This window comes from uncultured Shewanella sp., from assembly GCF_947491715.1.
In the GTDB taxonomy this organism is placed as follows: Bacteria; Pseudomonadota; Gammaproteobacteria; order Enterobacterales; family Shewanellaceae; genus Shewanella.
This window is the reverse complement of the sequence record NZ_CANLKR010000021.1, coordinates 23,860-39,669: the sequence shown is the minus strand read 5'-3', so window position 1 is coordinate 39,669 and position 15,810 is coordinate 23,860. Positions and strand designations below refer to the sequence as shown.

At 40.0% G+C, this 15,810-nt stretch carries 13 protein-coding genes; 7 read left to right on the top strand and 6 right to left on the bottom strand.

Features of this window, described 5'->3' with window-relative positions:
* Nucleotides 1-267 precede the first annotated feature (267 nt).
* Both Q0779_RS14700 and Q0779_RS14695 read left to right on the top strand, forming a co-directional pair.
* Complete coding sequence (locus Q0779_RS14700; protein ID WP_298773624.1) at nucleotides 268-1,635, top strand: MFS transporter; 1,368 nt, start codon at nucleotides 268-270, stop codon at nucleotides 1,633-1,635.
* An 88-nt stretch (nucleotides 1,636-1,723) separates the two neighbouring features.
* A complete protein-coding gene (locus Q0779_RS14695; RefSeq protein ID WP_298773623.1) occupies nucleotides 1,724-2,518 on the top strand; it encodes a single-stranded DNA-binding protein in 795 nt (264 codons plus the stop codon).
* 472 nt (nucleotides 2,519-2,990) lie between these two features.
* Here the strand turns inward: Q0779_RS14695 and Q0779_RS14690 are convergent, their stop codons facing one another.
* Together Q0779_RS14690 and Q0779_RS14685 are read right to left on the bottom strand one after the other, a co-directional pair.
* Nucleotides 2,991-4,067, bottom strand: coding sequence for a hypothetical protein (locus tag Q0779_RS14690; RefSeq protein ID WP_298773622.1), 1,077 nt, complete (start codon nucleotides 4,065-4,067; stop codon nucleotides 2,991-2,993).
* 36 nt (nucleotides 4,068-4,103) lie between these two features.
* Complete coding sequence (locus Q0779_RS14685; RefSeq protein ID WP_298773621.1) at nucleotides 4,104-4,550, bottom strand: hypothetical protein; 447 nt, start codon at nucleotides 4,548-4,550, stop codon at nucleotides 4,104-4,106.
* Nucleotides 4,551-4,952: 402 nt separating this feature from the next.
* Between Q0779_RS14685 and Q0779_RS14680 the strand changes: the two genes are divergently transcribed.
* From Q0779_RS14680 to Q0779_RS14660, 5 genes are all read left to right on the top strand, one after another.
* A complete protein-coding gene (locus tag Q0779_RS14680; RefSeq protein WP_298773620.1) occupies nucleotides 4,953-5,699 on the top strand; it encodes a class I SAM-dependent methyltransferase in 747 nt (248 codons plus the stop codon).
* A gap of 102 nt (nucleotides 5,700-5,801) precedes the next feature.
* Nucleotides 5,802-6,422: a TetR/AcrR family transcriptional regulator gene (locus Q0779_RS14675; protein ID WP_298773619.1), complete on the top strand. Its 621-nt coding sequence runs from the start codon at nucleotides 5,802-5,804 to the stop codon at nucleotides 6,420-6,422.
* A gap of 92 nt (nucleotides 6,423-6,514) precedes the next feature.
* On the top strand, nucleotides 6,515-7,597 hold the full coding sequence (locus Q0779_RS14670) for an efflux RND transporter periplasmic adaptor subunit (RefSeq protein ID WP_298773618.1): 1,083 nt from the start codon (nucleotides 6,515-6,517) through the stop codon (nucleotides 7,595-7,597).
* The gene (locus Q0779_RS14665; RefSeq protein ID WP_298773617.1) at nucleotides 7,594-10,647 is read left to right on the top strand and encodes an efflux RND transporter permease subunit; all 3,054 of its coding nucleotides are present in this window, start codon (nucleotides 7,594-7,596) and stop codon (nucleotides 10,645-10,647) included. The genes Q0779_RS14670 and Q0779_RS14665 overlap by 4 nt, the downstream gene beginning before the upstream one ends.
* A 122-nt stretch (nucleotides 10,648-10,769) precedes the next feature.
* Nucleotides 10,770-11,714, top strand: a complete 945-nt coding sequence (locus Q0779_RS14660) for a DUF302 domain-containing protein (RefSeq protein WP_298773616.1) — start codon at nucleotides 10,770-10,772, stop codon at nucleotides 11,712-11,714.
* An 80-nt stretch (nucleotides 11,715-11,794) separates the two neighbouring features.
* Here Q0779_RS14660 and Q0779_RS14655 read toward each other — a convergent pair whose 3' ends face one another.
* The 4 genes from Q0779_RS14655 to Q0779_RS14640 form a co-directional block, all read right to left on the bottom strand.
* Complete coding sequence (locus tag Q0779_RS14655; protein WP_298773615.1) at nucleotides 11,795-12,997, bottom strand: MFS transporter; 1,203 nt, start codon at nucleotides 12,995-12,997, stop codon at nucleotides 11,795-11,797.
* On the bottom strand, nucleotides 12,990-13,514 hold the full coding sequence (locus tag Q0779_RS14650) for an acyloxyacyl hydrolase (protein ID WP_298773614.1): 525 nt from the start codon (nucleotides 13,512-13,514) through the stop codon (nucleotides 12,990-12,992). The genes Q0779_RS14655 and Q0779_RS14650 overlap by 8 nt, the downstream gene beginning before the upstream one ends.
* A 120-nt stretch (nucleotides 13,515-13,634) precedes the next feature.
* Nucleotides 13,635-14,945, bottom strand: a complete 1,311-nt coding sequence (locus Q0779_RS14645) for a HAMP domain-containing sensor histidine kinase (RefSeq protein ID WP_298773613.1) — start codon at nucleotides 14,943-14,945, stop codon at nucleotides 13,635-13,637.
* Nucleotides 14,946-15,007: 62 nt separating this feature from the next.
* Nucleotides 15,008-15,700 (bottom strand): response regulator transcription factor, encoded by a 693-nt coding sequence (locus tag Q0779_RS14640; RefSeq protein ID WP_298773612.1) that lies wholly within the window; start codon nucleotides 15,698-15,700, stop codon nucleotides 15,008-15,010.
* Nucleotides 15,701-15,810: the final 110 nt, after the last annotated feature.

Genomic DNA, 15,810 nt, shown 5'->3' with positions numbered 1-15,810 from the left:
CTTATGATGCTTTTTTTGATGAGTCATCATTGAAGCAGATGGAATAAAATTAATAGAACTATTATAAAAATAAACCATTAAGCTTTATTTTTATGTTGGTACGGCAGATGAATGTTTGACAGTGTTAAGCACGGTAATGATAAAAAAGTATCAGGTGAACAGGTAACAATCGCTAAACTTTAGCTGACTTTACTTTTGGGTTAATGAAAAACTTCATGATAAACTGCGCGATCTAAATTATTTATGTTTGATGATCAGGGCAGAGTAATGATCGGTACAGGACTTTCAAAGACTGAAAAAACAGTCGCATTTTCTTTAGCCAGTGTGTTTGGTTTACGCATGATGGGCTTGTTTATGATCATGCCAGTATTTGCTCTTTATGGACAAAATTTGACGGGCTTCTCGCCGCTTTGGGTGGGAATTGCCATTGGCGCTTACGGCTTAACGCAAGCCATGTTACAAATTCCTATGGGGATACTATCAGATAAATTTGGCCGAAAGCCGATTATTCTTATTGGACTCTTTGTGTTTGCGCTAGGCAGTTTATTGGCGGCTAATGCTGACAGTATCTATGGGGTGGTTGCGGGGCGAGCATTGCAAGGTGTCGGTGCCATAGCGGCAGCTGTGTTAGCCTTAGCGGCCGATTTAACGCGGGATGAGCAGCGAACGAAAGTTATGGCTGTGATTGGTATGTGTATTGGCTTTTCCTTTGCGCTTTCTTTGCTGGTAGGGCCCATTGTTGCCCAATATATTGGTTTATCCGGCTTGTTTTATATGACCGCAGGGTTAGCCGTTGTCGGCATGTTAATTGTGCATTTATTGGTGCCCAACCCGATTTCTCATGCGCCTAAAGGTGATACGCTTGCGGTGCCTGCTAAGTTAAAAGCTATGCTTAAGGATCGACAGCTTATCAGGCTCGATGCGGGTATTTTTATTTTGCATTTAGTATTAACCGCCGTGTTTGTGGCTCTACCGCTGGATTTAGTGGATGCGGGGCTCGTCAAAGAAAAACATTGGATGTTGTATTTTCCGGCTTTTATTGGCTCATTTATCTTGATGGTGCCGCTCATTATTATCGGCGTAAAGCGTAATAATACCAAAACTATGTTTCAAATTGCTTTGATGATCATGCTCTTGTCACTGGGAGCTATGGCGACATTTTCTCATAACTTAACTGTGTTGATGCTTGCTATTGTCTTGTTCTTTACAGGCTTTAATTATCTTGAAGCATCCTTGCCTAGTTTGATTGCTAAATTCTCTCCTGTGGGTGATAAAGGTTCTGCCATGGGCGTGTATTCCACTAGTCAATTTTTAGGCGCCTTTTGTGGTGGTTTGATTGGCGGTGGGGCTTATCAATATTTGGGGGCGAGTGGCGTGTTTATTGCGGCAGCAGCTTTGATTATTGTTTGGTTGCTGCTGACCATAGGCATGCAAAAGCCTGTGATGTTGAAATCTTATACACTTGAAGCTAATATCGAAAATAAACAAGATGCTAAGAAAATGGCGGGTGAGCTATCTAACCTTAAGGGCGTGGCGGAGGCCATGGTGGTGCTGGAAGAAAAGGTGGCTTATTTGAAAGTAGATGCGCATTTCGATTTAAGAGAAGCTCGAGCTGTGTTAGGCTTCACCCAATGAATATGAGTGTCTAAGTGCACTTGGTTTTACCTAATGAATAACTGGGATCAATGTGATCCGGTTTTATCAGCAATTGCAGGAGAGTTAAATGGCCAGTCGTGGTGTCAATAAAGTAATTTTGGTCGGTAACTTAGGAAAAGATCCTGAAGTACGCTACATGCCGAATGGCAACGCAGTAGCCAACTTTACCGTGGCGACCAGCGAAACGTGGAAAGATCAGCAAGGTCAACAGCAAGAGCGTACTGAATGGCATAACATTGTTATGTATCGTCGTTTGGCTGAAGTGGCGGGTGAGTACCTGAAAAAAGGCTCTAAAGTTTACCTTGAAGGTAAATTGCAAACCAGTAAATGGCAAGATCAACAAACGGGTCAAGATCGTTATAAAACTGAGATTAATGCCAGTGAAATGCAAATGTTAGACAGCCGCGGACAAGGCGGTGGTCAACAAGGTGCTTACGGTCAGCAAAATGGCGGTCAACAAAATAGCGGTCAACAAGGCGCTTATGGCCAACAAAATAGTGGTCAACAAAATGCGCCTCAGCAAGGCGGCTACCAGAGTGCACCACAACACGGTGGCTATGGTCAACAAAATAGTGGTCAACAAAATAGTGGTCAACAAAATAGTGGTCAGCAAAACAGCGGTTTACAAAATAGCGGGCAGCCTCAAGGTCAAGCACCACAACAAGGTATGCCACAGCAGGCTGCTTACGCACCTAAGCCACAAGCTGCGCCTCAACAACAGCGTCCTGCACAAAATGCACCGCAGCAGCGCCCAGCGCCACAACCTGTACAGCAAGCCGCCCAGCCTGCTGGGCAGCCTCAGCAAGCGCAAAACTTCACGCCAGACTTGGATGACGGTTGGGATGATGATATTCCGTTCTAGGCTTTGCGCCTAGATGTCGCTCTTAGCGATTAACTCTTGTGATTAGTCGCTAGACGAATTGATAAAAAGTCCTGCTCACGCAGGACTTTTTTCGTTTTGCGTTAAAAAATGCAGCCTTAGATAAAATGATGGAGATGATGAATTGATTAAATTATGTAAAGTGGCATATCAATCATTTATCTATACTATTTATTCCTAGATCTCAGCAATAAGTGACACACATTTAGCTGTTTGCTTTCATTGGTTTCAGCTTTAACTGTGGTTTAACGATGGGTTAACAGTGCTTTGACTGCGGATAGTGAAGGGATTAGACAATGCATTATGGTTTTTTAGGGATGTTATTGATTGTCGCTTTACCTATGCTAACGCTTGGGCTTATTTTGGATATGAGCCGGATCAGACAGTACTTTATGACTTATTATTTTCGAGAGAAATCGTTCAGGGCTGATGTTCTACAGCCCAAGTAACTGATCTAGGTATTAGGAGTAAAGACTTGCTTCACCAATGATCGCCTCATAGATTCAGAGTTGATGTTTTCGTCCAGAACACGAAGTTGATTTACCCCTTCAGGCATCCCTCTTCCAGAGCCGTGATAGCCTGTGACCTTCATGTTTTTATAACCTAAGCCGCCGAGTGCGTCACTGAGTTCCTGAGCAAAGGGCTGGCGATCAATTGATTTAAAGGTCTTAAAACCCAGACTGAAATTAAAGTTATAGGTAGGTTGGCTTGCTTTTTGTAATTCTTCCTTATTGAAAGAAGTGATGGATCGTGTGTCTGCACTCTCACAACTCACGCTTCTTACGTCATCAAAGCTGGTTTTCAGTCCTCCTTTTTTGAGATCTTTAGCAAGCTGGTTAGATGAAATTTGTGGTGAATCTTTTGACAATGTAGCCTGCAGCGTATCTTTTCCTGCTGTACCATGTGCAACAATGTAGAGTTTGTGTTTTCCTTGTGAGAGTTTTCCAAGCAAATGGCTATCTTGATTACTGTAAACCTCTAATTTTTCATATGTATTGAGTATTTCAAGATTACTTTTTAATAATCCTTGATTTTTGATTATTTGATTTTCTATATTTTTATTTATTTGTTCTCTTAACTGTATCTTTTCATTAGAAGTAAAGTTTATTTGATTATTTGAAAGTATCTTTTGGTTGTTTTTTTGTATTGATGTTTGAAGTCTTTCTACATAGCTAGAGTATTGGTTTATTTTTTGCTGTTTTATGTTTTCAAATTGCATTTTTGCATTATTATCTTTAACGATAACAGGATAGGCTTCTTTACCTTGTCTTAAGCGGGTAATATTTTTTCCCATGCATTGTTTAACAGAGTCTTCAGCGGCAAAGGGGCTATAGATGATACCATCTTTTTGCACCTTTACGGATTGACTTTGGCTTGTATTTTGACTGCTCGATATTCCTGTTAAATTGTCTCTTACACTTGAAGTTGTGTTTGAGTTGATGCTTGTCGATGTTCGTGAACTCTCAATGGAGGTTGATGAAATTGGTGGTGGTGGCGGAGCAGATTTTGGAACCGATAATGTTGTTGGCATAAGAAAATGTCTCTGTTTAATGGTGGTGAATTTAAATTACAGTTCGTGGGAAAAAAGTTTTTCAATACCATCCACTTTTTGGTAGAAATACTCGATAATCATACCGAGATTAGATGCAACATATAGGCAGCTGGGATCGACGAGTGCTTTTAATTCATAACCTTGGTTTGCTTTTACTAATATGGCTTGATCGAGTTCAATATTAGGAATGGGTTGCTGTAAAATGCTGAGTAACTCTGCTGCCTGTTGAGTGATTAATTTGGGGGTTAATTCACTAAAAGCAGACCATAGCCATAACCTGTCATTTTCAATGCTGATGGTGATATTGGGGATACGGTTAAATTCAAGGTGAATGCCGGAATGAGCGTGGAAGTTAGTAAGTTGTTCGGCTGGACACTCCAATGAAATAAGGGCCTGCTCGACTAAAGACTCTAAACTTTGATGATAATGATTTGAAAACGACAGGGGTGTTGATGTCAGCATAGATAACCTCTTTAAATACTCAGTACAGCATTAAGATAAACGCTAGCTTAATGGCTTGAGGACGTGAGCGGATACCGATAATATAAACTTTTTTTAATGTTTTGGTCCGATGAGTTTAAAAAGTAATCTTTTTATGCTTGTGAGTGAAATGTCTTCTACTTATCGAATGTCCTCATACTTTTCTGTGGATTCAGCGTGACTCCTTGTACGGCATCATTGCTTATTGGTGACACTAGGAATGGGAGGAAGATAGAGCGATGTTAGCATTCAAATCGAGAACAACGACATTATATCGGTAGGCGCTGCCTTGTATAAATAACCTGCAAACAACAGTAGGACTCATCACAAAAACTCAACAGATCCTATACTGACAACAGATTCTTTCTAAGTTTGGTGGGTGGCATGATCGATGATGAATGGGTGAGAAGTACGTTGAACAAAAAAGGAGTAATGGTCAAACAGTTTTCTATGGTTAGTCAATCATTTATTCGAGATTCTGCCAGTGCGACACATGCTGTGATCGATATGGGTTGTGCTTATGGTATTGCTACGTTACCTGTGCTTGCAATGAAAAAAAAGATCATTGCTTGTGATTTAGAGCAGCAACACTTAGATATTTTAAAGGCGGAGACGCCTAAAACCTTATTGCCTTTTTTAACGGTAAAGCAAGGGGATTTCCCCAGCGACTTTCACTTTGAACGTCATTCGATTAGTGGGATCCATTGTTCATACTTATTTCACTTTTTAAAAGGTGAAGATGTCATACAGGGCATGAAGAAATCTTATGACTGGCTTATACCCAGTGGTAAATTTTATATCAATGTCGCCACACCTTATCAATATTGGCTTAAGTTTATTCATGAGTTTGAACGACGAGAAAAGTCAGGGGAGCGCTTTCCTGGGCAAATTCAACTTTCCAGTATGGGGGAGTTTATTCATCAAGATAAACTTGAACTCATGCCGGGGGATGCATTGCCGGAATTTGTTCACCTTTTTACGGTTAAAAGTTTATCTGCTTTGTTAGAAGATGTGGGTTTTATCATTGAGGACAGCCATTATTTTGATATTAATTTTCCAGAGCAACTAGACAATTTCTTTGGGGGTAATGGAAGAGGCATTTTAGGGATTATTGCTCGCAAACCGAGTTAATACCAACAGGTGTAAAGTCAATCAATGTAGGGCAATAGCTAGTCTGTAATGACTATGCTAAAATGGTGACATATGTTTGTTTTTGTCACCTAGGTAGGGTCGATGAGTAATAATAAAAAAACACCTCTTCCTCAGCGGGGGCCAGAGTCCCATGAGCGAAGAGAGCAAATTATTCATGTCGCAATAGAGCACTTTAGTCATTATGGGTATAACAAGACATCGGTTGGTGATATTGCAAAAGCAATTGGTGTCTCAAATGCTTATATCTATAAATTCTTTTCATCCAAAAAAGATATTGCTGAAGTGGTTTGCGCTGAAACATTAGCGGCTTTCGATAAAGAGTTGGAAGTCATTACTGATACTGAACATAATGCGGCCCATAAAATTAGACTAATGTTCAAGATGTTGATGTGTAAAAGTTTAGAGCTCATGTCTAAAGAGAAAAAGTTACACGAGATAGCAGCATTAAGTTTTGAAAATAATTGGTGTTCAAATAACAATCATCAAGCTACTCTTTTTAGCCTTATTGAAAAGGTGATAGTTCAAGGGCGTGAAGATGGCATATTTGACCGTAAAGCGCCTTTAGATGAAGTGTGTTTAGCTATTCGCGATACCATGTTGCTCATTTCACACCCCTTATTATTAGAGCAAAAACAGGAGTCAGAGCTTGATGAAAGTTTGATACCGATAACCAATATGGTGCTGCGTAGTCTAGCCATTTAAAAAACTGTAACAAGAAAACAAAGGTTACAAGTTTGACTTTTTGTAACTTGTAACTAATAATGGGCCCATTGAAGTTCAATAGGCCTATTCCCATGTCATATAAATTGTCCACTATCCTATTCGTCTGTGCGCTACTTAATGCGTGTAGTCAGCCATCTCAGCAAGAAATAGACCCTAGAGTGCAACCTCCGGTTATTCGATTCGTGTCGGTTAAGCCAGATATTAGCCAGCACAGGACTTTTAGCGGTACTGTTGAGGCCAAAGTTCAAAGTGATTTAAGTTTTCGTGTTGCTGGTAAGATTTTGCAGAGGGAAGTCAATACGGGGGAATATGTCAAGAAAGGCCAAGTATTGATGAGGCTGGATACCAAAGATTTACATTTAGAATTAACTGCTGCCAATAAAGCCATTGAAGCGGCAAAAGCCGATGTCTTTAAAGCGAAAAGCGATGAAAGTAGAAAACGTAAATTGGTTAATTCAGGTTATGTTTCCAAACAAGATTATGATTATGCTTTGGCGACATTAAGGGCAAGTAAGGCTCAGCTGGCAATGGCAAAAGCGAATGCTACTATTGCCGATCATGCAATGGAATATTCGGCTCTCGTTGCAGATGCTGATGGGGTGATCGCTAATGTGATAGGGGAAGTTGGCCAAGTGGTGACGGCGGGACAATCTATGATGGTTTTAGCGCAAGATGGCCCAAGAGATGCTGTGGTTCGATTGCCTGAAACAATTCATCCAGAACTCGGCACCCAAGCAATCGCACGTTTTTTTAATGCCAACATACCCACGGAAAATGCGTATTTAAGAGAAATTTCAAATGCTGCTGATGTGGCCACACGTACTTATGAAGCGCGCTTTAAATTAGAAGGTAAACAACTGCCTTTATTAGGGTCAACGGTGAGTGTGACACTGCAACTTCCTGCGGCTGAAAATAGTTTTATTGTTCCTATTGATGCGTTATATAACGATGGTCAAGGCAGTGGAGTGTGGGTGCTGGATCCCATTGACTCAACAGTCACTTTTAGGCGAGTCAATATATTGCGAATGAATGCAAAAATGGCCAGTGTGCAAGGATTGCTTACATTGAATGAATTCATTGCCGCAAAAGGATCACACCGTTTATATGAAAACGAGCTGGTAGCTGCCTTGTATGATAAGCAGGAGGCGCAATGAATCAATTAAATTTATCCGCATTAGCAGTACGTGAGCGATCCATTACGTTATTTCTCATTATTGCGATTACACTGGCTGGCGTATTCTCCTTTTTTGAATTGGGTCGAGCTGAAGACCCTATGTTCACGGTTAAAGTCTTAACGGTATCAGTCGCGTGGCCGGGGGCAACACCAAAAGAAATGCAAAATTTAGTGGCTGAACCTCTTGAAAAAAGACTTCAAGAATTACGATGGTATGACAGAGTCGAAACAGTAACACGTCCAGGGATGGCGTTGATGACGCTAACACTTAAATCATCGATGCCGCCGAGTGAGCTGGCGCAGCAATTTTATCAAGCTCGTAAAAAATTAGACGATGAGGCAAAAAGCCTACCTTCTGGTGTGTTAGGTCCTTTCATCAATGATGAATATTCCGATGTGACCTTTGCATTATATGCATTAAAAGCGAACAGCCTGCCAATGCGTTTACTCTCTCGTCAAGCGGAAGGAGTAAGGCAACAACTTCTTCATGTACCCGGCGTTAAGAAAGTGAATATTTTAGGGGAGCAACCGGAACGCATTTTTGTGGAGTTTTCTTATGCTAGATTGGCTAATTTAGGGATTTCTCCTACTGCTATTTTTTCTGCGTTGCAAAGCGCTAACCAACTGACTCCTGCAGGTGCTATCGAGACTGACGATCGTAAAGTGTTTGTGCGTTTGGATGGTGCTTATCATCGCTTAGAGGATATTGGCAATACGGTTATTGCTGGAAAGGGCTTTACGTTTAAATTAAAAGATATTGCATCCATTAAACGGGGTTATGAAGATCCTGCCACATTTAAAATTCGTGATAATGGTGAACCGAGTATTTTATTGGGTGTCGTCATGCGAGAAGGAGGAAATGAACTCGCGCTGGGGGAAGCACTGAATAAAGCGTTCTCTTCGATAAGAGAACAACTTCCTTCTGGCGTTGAGGTGAGTAAAATCTCTGAGCAAGCGGTGAATATTGATAATGCTTTCAGTGAATTTATGCTTAAATTTGTTGTGGCTATCTCAGTGGTGATGCTTGTGAGTTTGCTGAGTATGGGATGGCGAGTTGGGATTATTGTTGTTGCCGCTGTGCCGCTAACTTTGGCTGCTGTATTTACCATCATGCTATTAACCGATAGGCAATTTGATCGTATTACTTTAGGCGCATTAATTCTATCTTTGGGGCTACTTGTAGATGATGCCATTATTGCCATAGAGACTATGGTGGTGAAAATGGAAGAAGGCATGAGCCGAGTAAAAGCCGCGGCTTATTCTTGGAGTCATACTGCATCCCCTATGCTATCTGGGACATTAATTACCATCATTGGCTTTACTCCTGTCGGGTTTGCTCAATCAAGTGCTGGTGAGTATGCAGGCAATATATTTTGGATTGTGGGTTTTGCTTTAATAGCTTCATGGGTTGTCGCAGTGGTGTTCACGCCCTATATCGGCGTGAAGTTACTGCCAAATATTGAGCCAGTCTCGGGTGGCCATGAAGCAATTTATGCGACAAAAAATTATCAAATATTACGCAATGTGGTCCAATGGGTCGTGAAATATAAGCGATTAGTATCCGGTGCAGTTTTGTTACTTTTTGTAGTGTCTGCTTTGGGCATGCTTTTTGTACAGCAACAATTTTTTCCTAATTCCGATAGGCCAGAGTTGTTGGTCGAATTACAAATGCAAGAAGGTTCAAGTTTTGCGTTAACGGATAAAACGGCCCAAAAGGTGGAAAGCTGGTTAAAATTGCAACCTGAAGCCAAAGTCGTCACTGCTTATATCGGTCAAGGTGCGCCTCGATTCTTTTTATCTTATAACCCTGAGCTTCCGGATCCTGCATTTGCAAAAATTATCATACTGACGGCCAACGATAATCAAAGAGATCGTTTAAAATTAAAATTGAGAAAAGCCATTCAGGCTGGATTAGCATTCGAAGCTCAAATTCGTGTTTCTCAACTTGTTTTTGGCCCTTATACACCGTATCCCGTTGAATTTCGTGTTATGGGACCGGATCCGGATAAACTTCGAGTCATTTCCAATCAAGTGGCTGAGATTATGCGTAGTAATAAAAATATGCGCACCGTTAATCATAATTGGGGAGAAAAACAACCGAAAGCTGATTTTGTGGTTGATAAAGAACGTTTACGCCAACTAGGGATGTCAATGTCTGAGGTGTCAGAGCAGCTGCAGCTTCTCATTAGTGGAATGACGATTACGAATATGCGTGAGGATATCCGTAATGTGGGTATTGTGGCTCGTACAGCGGGACATGAAAAGTGGGATCCCACTTTATTTCAAGATTTTAATGTGGTCAATGCTGATGGGAAATCGATTCCTTTGAGTCAAATTGGGCATGTTGAATTTGGCTCAGAGGATCCTGTTTTAATGCGCCGCAATCGTACGCCTATCATTACAGTTCGAGGGGATGTTGCTGAAAATGTGCAACCTCATCAGGTTTCCTCAGAGGTAAAAGAGGCATTATCACCTTTAATCAGTCAATTACCTAATGGCTATGTTATTGAAGAAGGTGGGATTATTGAAGAATCTAATATGGCGAATAACGCACTATTGCCTATTTTTCCTATTATGATTGGGCTGACTTTGCTTATTATCATGTTACAAGTGCGCTCATTTGCAGCTATGTTGATGGTGTATTTAACCGCACCATTAGGGTTAATTGGTGCAGTACCGACTTTGTTGTTATTTAATCAGCCATTTGGCTTTACCGCCATTTTAGGCTTGATAGGTTTATCGGGCATTCTAATGCGTAATACTCTGATTTTAATACAGCAGATTAAGGATAATTTGAGCTCTGGAATGTCGCAACATACCGCATTAATTGAAGCAACGGTGCAACGTTCAAGGCCCGTTATACTGACAGCATTAGCGGCTGTACTGGCATTTATTCCATTAACTTATTCGACATTTTGGGGGCCAATGGCGTATACCTTGATTGGGGGGACGGCAATCGGGACGGTATTAACATTACTCTTTTTACCTGCTTTATATGCCATTTGGTTTAAAGTGGGTAATAGTCAGTAAGGCCACCTTATTTCATCACAATTGATACCTTCATTTATTTGGGGGTCGGTTGTGATGATTTTATCCTGTAGTCAACTATTCTTATTTTTATCGATTGATGGTGGGTATAAAGTAAGGAATGAATGATGATAAGCACATGGATATTTTGTAGATTAACTCTCTTTATACCACTCAAAATATTGACCGCTCTTATTATTTGGTTATTGGTTGTTGTGTGGGGAGGAGGGCTATTAGGATGTTCTAAATTCACACCTATTCCTGAGAGTGATTATCAGCAAACCGATGCCATTATTCAGCGTGTATCAAATAATATAGCCAATGCGCCCTTATTGGATGAGGTGGCGAAGATAGATCATTCTCGCTTGGCCAATCGAGTAGGTAGTCGATTAGCGCCGACTCAAGTGGTTATGTTTCATAATAAGGCATTAGAAGTACAGTTATTACAGCTCAATTCCCTTATTGCAATGGAGTTGCCCATTAAATTGTTAGTTTATCAAGAGGCGACTCATGGTGAGGTGAAATTAGTTTGGAATGATTTTAATTACGTGAGTCAGCGATATCGTTTAGGGCAACAAGTGGAACTGGCACAGCAGTACGAACAAAGCCTTGTCGCGGCAATGAAGGGGGTTGATCAGTCTGTTATGAGCCCATTAACCTTAACTCGAATCGATGAATCTGCTTTGATCACTTTATCCAGTGAAATGGATTTTGAGTCTACATTGAAGCGGGCGGTGAATATTGCTCGAGATAATAAGGATGTGATTGTTTTTGACATTATTGATTTTCAAGATATTGCTCGAGATTATGGTGTGTCGCTTCCAAAAGTGACATTAGTGTTATTTGGTGCGCCAGGTCCGGGGGGGCGTGCAATGAAAGCGTCACAATCACTTGGACTCGATGGTTTTCCACAAAAGGTGTTGGTGTGGAATGATAACCAAGGCAATACTCACGTCACTTATAATGAGTTACTCTTGCTTGCAAATCGTCATAGAGCGCCAATCAATACTGCATTACGAGTGATCCAACGCCGAATGGATAAAGCCTTTAAACGATCTTTTCATCATTAATAGGGAGGCTTAAATTGCAATGGAAATGCGTTATTCAAAGTTAAAAAATACTCATTCATATTATTTGTCTAGTTGTTTTTTCATTGAGATGACTCAGTGCTTTTTTTAATGCATGTTATGAGTAATGCAGTGGTTATTAAAATGAACACTCCCTCTAGGTAGAAATGGTTTAAGGTGATCAACGAGGTAATATAAATGCCTACTCCTCCGGCGGAATAAACTGCAATCGTCAGTAGTCCTGAAGCAGAATTATAATGATCTTTTACGGTATTCAAGGCTCGAAATGATAAAATGGGAATGAGGCATACCATGGAGATACTGCATAGCACTCCGGGTATGACCCACAACCAACTATTGGCCTGTTTCGTGATGTTAAAATTGAGGCTGATAGTAATAGCGATAAGGGCTGCAATGATTAATAATGCAATGTAAAGAGTGATCATGTGCTTCTCACTGATTTTATGATAGATTCTTTGGATAAACAGTGGGATGATCATGCCTGGAAATAATAGTGGAAAGAGGTATAAGGCTAAGTTTTGTATGGCAATGGTATAATGTGACATGAGCCAAAAAATGATAGCGATATAGTAACTTTGTGATATGGAAGAAATGCAGGCAATACCGAGAATGCTAAATAAAAAATTTTTATTTTTTAGATGATTAATCATGGCGTTAATGTTGTCTTTAATTCCCATATTTTTATCAACACTTTGGGTTGAAGGGGGGAGTTTAGTCAGGAGAATAAGTAAGACGATAAGCCAAAAGGGAATAATAAGAAAAGCATAATTCCAACCGAGGTAATTGGCTAGCCAGCCACTGAGATAGGGCATAAAAAAAGCGGCTGAAAATCCTGCAATCATCGGCATGGTGAGTGCTTTTTTGATATCGGCTTCTTCTGTAAGATAAATCATGACAAAACTTCTAGAGCAGACAATCAGTCCCCCCATTAAAATAGCGCTAACAATGTAGCTGATCCCCCAAAACCAAGCATTAGTTGATATCGCAATCGAAGATAAAATAACGATACTGATTATTGTGAGAGAGATCAGAAAACGTTTGATTTCGATTCTATCAATCAGAACTCCCCAAAATACTGAAGATAAACCCGACAGAATAAAGGCCAGTGAAATGAATTGATGCAGTAAAGATTGTGTTGTTTGAAAGCTATTTAGTAAATCTGGTATAACGGGTAAAGCGACTTTCATGTATCCCCAATAACTCAGTAATAAGCACATGGGAATATAAAGGATAATATGGTGCTTATTCTGGATTTTGTCATTCATCAGACTCACTCCCCATGTGATAAGTTAGGGTCAGCTGTACCATATCCATACCATCATTTGGGTTGTTAAAGCCTGCGTTTGAATAATGCAAAAATCTCAGGTTAAGATCATATTTTTTTATTTTAAATCCTATGCTTATTCTATCTTCAAATTGCCAATGGCTAGATAAGTTACGCTGCTTAATCGTGTCATCATAAATATACTTGTTTGAAAGGAAAGTAATGCCCAGACCCAGTTCAATATAAGGTTTAAAAAGAAAATGATTCTCGCAGAAAAAAAATTGCAATACTGGTGATAAGGATACGGTAGTGATGTCTTGATCATGATTATTCCAATAGCCCACAGCAAGCTCACTGTATCCTGATAAATGCATGTTCTCTCCTTGCCATAATCGAGAGGCAAAGGGGTGCTGTACAGCAAACCTGTATGTATCAGCCCCACCATTAGCATGACCTATACCGAGTGATAGACTGTCTATCCAAGGTGTTTCTTTCGCTATGAGTGTAAATGGATACAATACTAAATATGCTATTGACAAATATTTTGATATTTTTACTATATTTATGTCCTCTTTATGCTTATCCCGTCAACTTTTATTTTAGTTAGTCGTTAATGATTTAGCTCAGTTTTTTATTGTTTATTTCTGCTTATCCATAGGTAGTGCAGGAAGAGTCAATGTGGCGGTGCAGCCTTTGGGGAGAGTATTGCTAAGGTCAAATTGCCATTGATAGCGCTGACATAGGCTTTTGACTATGAGTAATCCGAGTTGATGACCTTCAGTATTTTGGTTATTTGGCAGTAACCCAGAGCCTTTATCAATGACTTTAATGTATGAAGGGGTAATGTTTACTGTGATCTTTGATGATTGTGAGGCATTAATCGCATTGGTGATCAGGTTAGTAAGGAGCATACGTAATACAGTATGGCTGGGGTGAATATGGGGCATTTGTGTGTGGGTTACTTCAATTTCAATTTGTTTTTTTTGCGCGATAAGTACCAGTGGATTAATAATTTGTGTTATTTCGTCAAGTGTGATGGTTCGCGAGGATTGCTCTATACTTTTTTCATGTTTGACTAAATTTAACAGCGCATCGATCGTGTATTGCATTTCAAGTGCGGCTCGATTAATGCGCTCCCTTTGCCTTATTTGAAATGATGGACTTGCATCTTGTTCTTGAAGCTTAGCGGCGCCTGTGATGACAGTCAGTGGTGTTCTGAGTTCATGGCTGGCATAGCGTGCAAAGGCTTGCTCTTGTTTAATTAATTGTTCATTCTGTTGTCGGTAATAGTTCAGGCTGTCACTGAGCTCTGTAAATTCTGATGCTGATTCTGGAGAAACACGAAAAGGTTCAGAGTGTTGAAAAGGCTTTAACTGTTTGAGTTGTTGGCTTAATTGTGAAACGGGAGAAATGAGGCGTTTAGAAATACGATTAATGGCGAATCCAAAAGCAATAAATAATAGAATGATGAGTAATAAAACGAGTAAATTAATCATGAGCCATTCATGTTTGCCGAGTTCAACATTGTCTGTGGGCATCGTTAAATAGAGGGGGGTGAGTTTACCGTTGAGTTCAAATTCACCACGATAGAAAAAGAAAGATATAGGCTCTTGGTTGTTCGCTTGCTGTGTGTCGGGTAAATTGATTTCACTTGAAAATCCTAGAGGATATTGATCTAACGAACCGTATTTTTGTGGGATTGCTTCATTTGAAAAGTAAGCCGTTGTGTTTAAGCCTATTTTAAGAGGTTCTTTTGCCCCCTGCCTAAAAGACTCAATCGCATAGGGTGCACTGACTTCGAGTTCATGCTGATTGACTTCATCTTCAATCCATTGCATTAGACTTAATGTGATCAGGTACAAACTTAAGCCTAGAATAATGGCAATAAAGCTAAAATAAACCAATAAACGTTGAGGTAAACTTTTTGCAGAAATTTGTTTTTTTATCACGATTCGAATCTCTAATTTTATTATATTGTTGATTGATCCCTGCGAGTTTCAACTGGCTAAGATTATTCATTAAAGTGCAAACGAAACCCTATTTTGGGGACGGTCGAAAGCATGGGTTTTTCGAAAGGTTTATCCAGTTGGTTTCTCAGCTGATACATATGACTACGTAGCACATCATTGGTGGGGGGAGAACTTCCCCAAATAGTGTCAATGATGTGTTCTCTCTTTACGACTTTAGGTGCTTCTTTTACGAGTAATAAGAGAATTTGATAAGTTGTTGGTGTGAGGATCAGTTTTATGCCTTTGCGGTGTACTTCATGTTTGGTGATATCAATGATGACATCGCCGAAACAAAGATTTTCAGGTGCGACTCGACCTCGATGTCGTTTTATTAGGGCGTGAATACGTGCATTGATGACATCTAAATCAAAAGGTTTGCCTAAATAATCATCGACGCCACATTCAAAGCCTTGTAATTGATCTTCCTTGTTATCTAATGCTGTTAACATCAGTACCGGGGTTGAACACCCTGAGGATCGTAATTGTTTGCATAAACTAAACCCATCTAACTTAGGTAACATAACATCAAGAATAATAGCGTCAAAATCATAGTGTTGAGCTAATGATAGCCCTAGTTCACCATTGTCGGCAAAATCTAATTCAGCATCTTGAGCCTCGAAAAAATCGCATAAAATTCCAGAAACATCCTTGTTATCTTCTATTATTAATAGCTTAAGTGTGTTGCTTTCAGTCATTGTGTGAGCTCGTCTCTGGCTAATTTTTACTCGATTATGTCGAAAAAATGTCAATGACATTTCATTCACTTAGTATGTTGCATAGTGAGGACATAATTGATGCGCAAGGA

Coding starts and splice junctions, on each gene's coding strand:
- Q0779_RS14700 (WP_298773624.1), top strand. CDS start 268: ATGATCGGTACAGGACTTTCAAAGACTGAAAAAACAGTCGCATTTTCT.
- Q0779_RS14695 (WP_298773623.1), top strand. CDS start 1,724: ATGGCCAGTCGTGGTGTCAATAAAGTAATTTTGGTCGGTAACTTAGGA.
- Q0779_RS14690 (WP_298773622.1), bottom strand. CDS start 4,067: ATGCCAACAACATTATCGGTTCCAAAATCTGCTCCGCCACCACCACCA.
- Q0779_RS14685 (WP_298773621.1), bottom strand. CDS start 4,550: ATGCTGACATCAACACCCCTGTCGTTTTCAAATCATTATCATCAAAGT.
- Q0779_RS14680 (WP_298773620.1), top strand. CDS start 4,953: ATGATCGATGATGAATGGGTGAGAAGTACGTTGAACAAAAAAGGAGTA.
- Q0779_RS14675 (WP_298773619.1), top strand. CDS start 5,802: ATGAGTAATAATAAAAAAACACCTCTTCCTCAGCGGGGGCCAGAGTCC.
- Q0779_RS14670 (WP_298773618.1), top strand. CDS start 6,515: ATGTCATATAAATTGTCCACTATCCTATTCGTCTGTGCGCTACTTAAT.
- Q0779_RS14665 (WP_298773617.1), top strand. CDS start 7,594: ATGAATCAATTAAATTTATCCGCATTAGCAGTACGTGAGCGATCCATT.
- Q0779_RS14660 (WP_298773616.1), top strand. CDS start 10,770: ATGATGATAAGCACATGGATATTTTGTAGATTAACTCTCTTTATACCA.
- Q0779_RS14655 (WP_298773615.1), bottom strand. CDS start 12,997: ATGAATGACAAAATCCAGAATAAGCACCATATTATCCTTTATATTCCC.
- Q0779_RS14640 (WP_298773612.1), bottom strand. CDS start 15,700: ATGACTGAAAGCAACACACTTAAGCTATTAATAATAGAAGATAACAAG.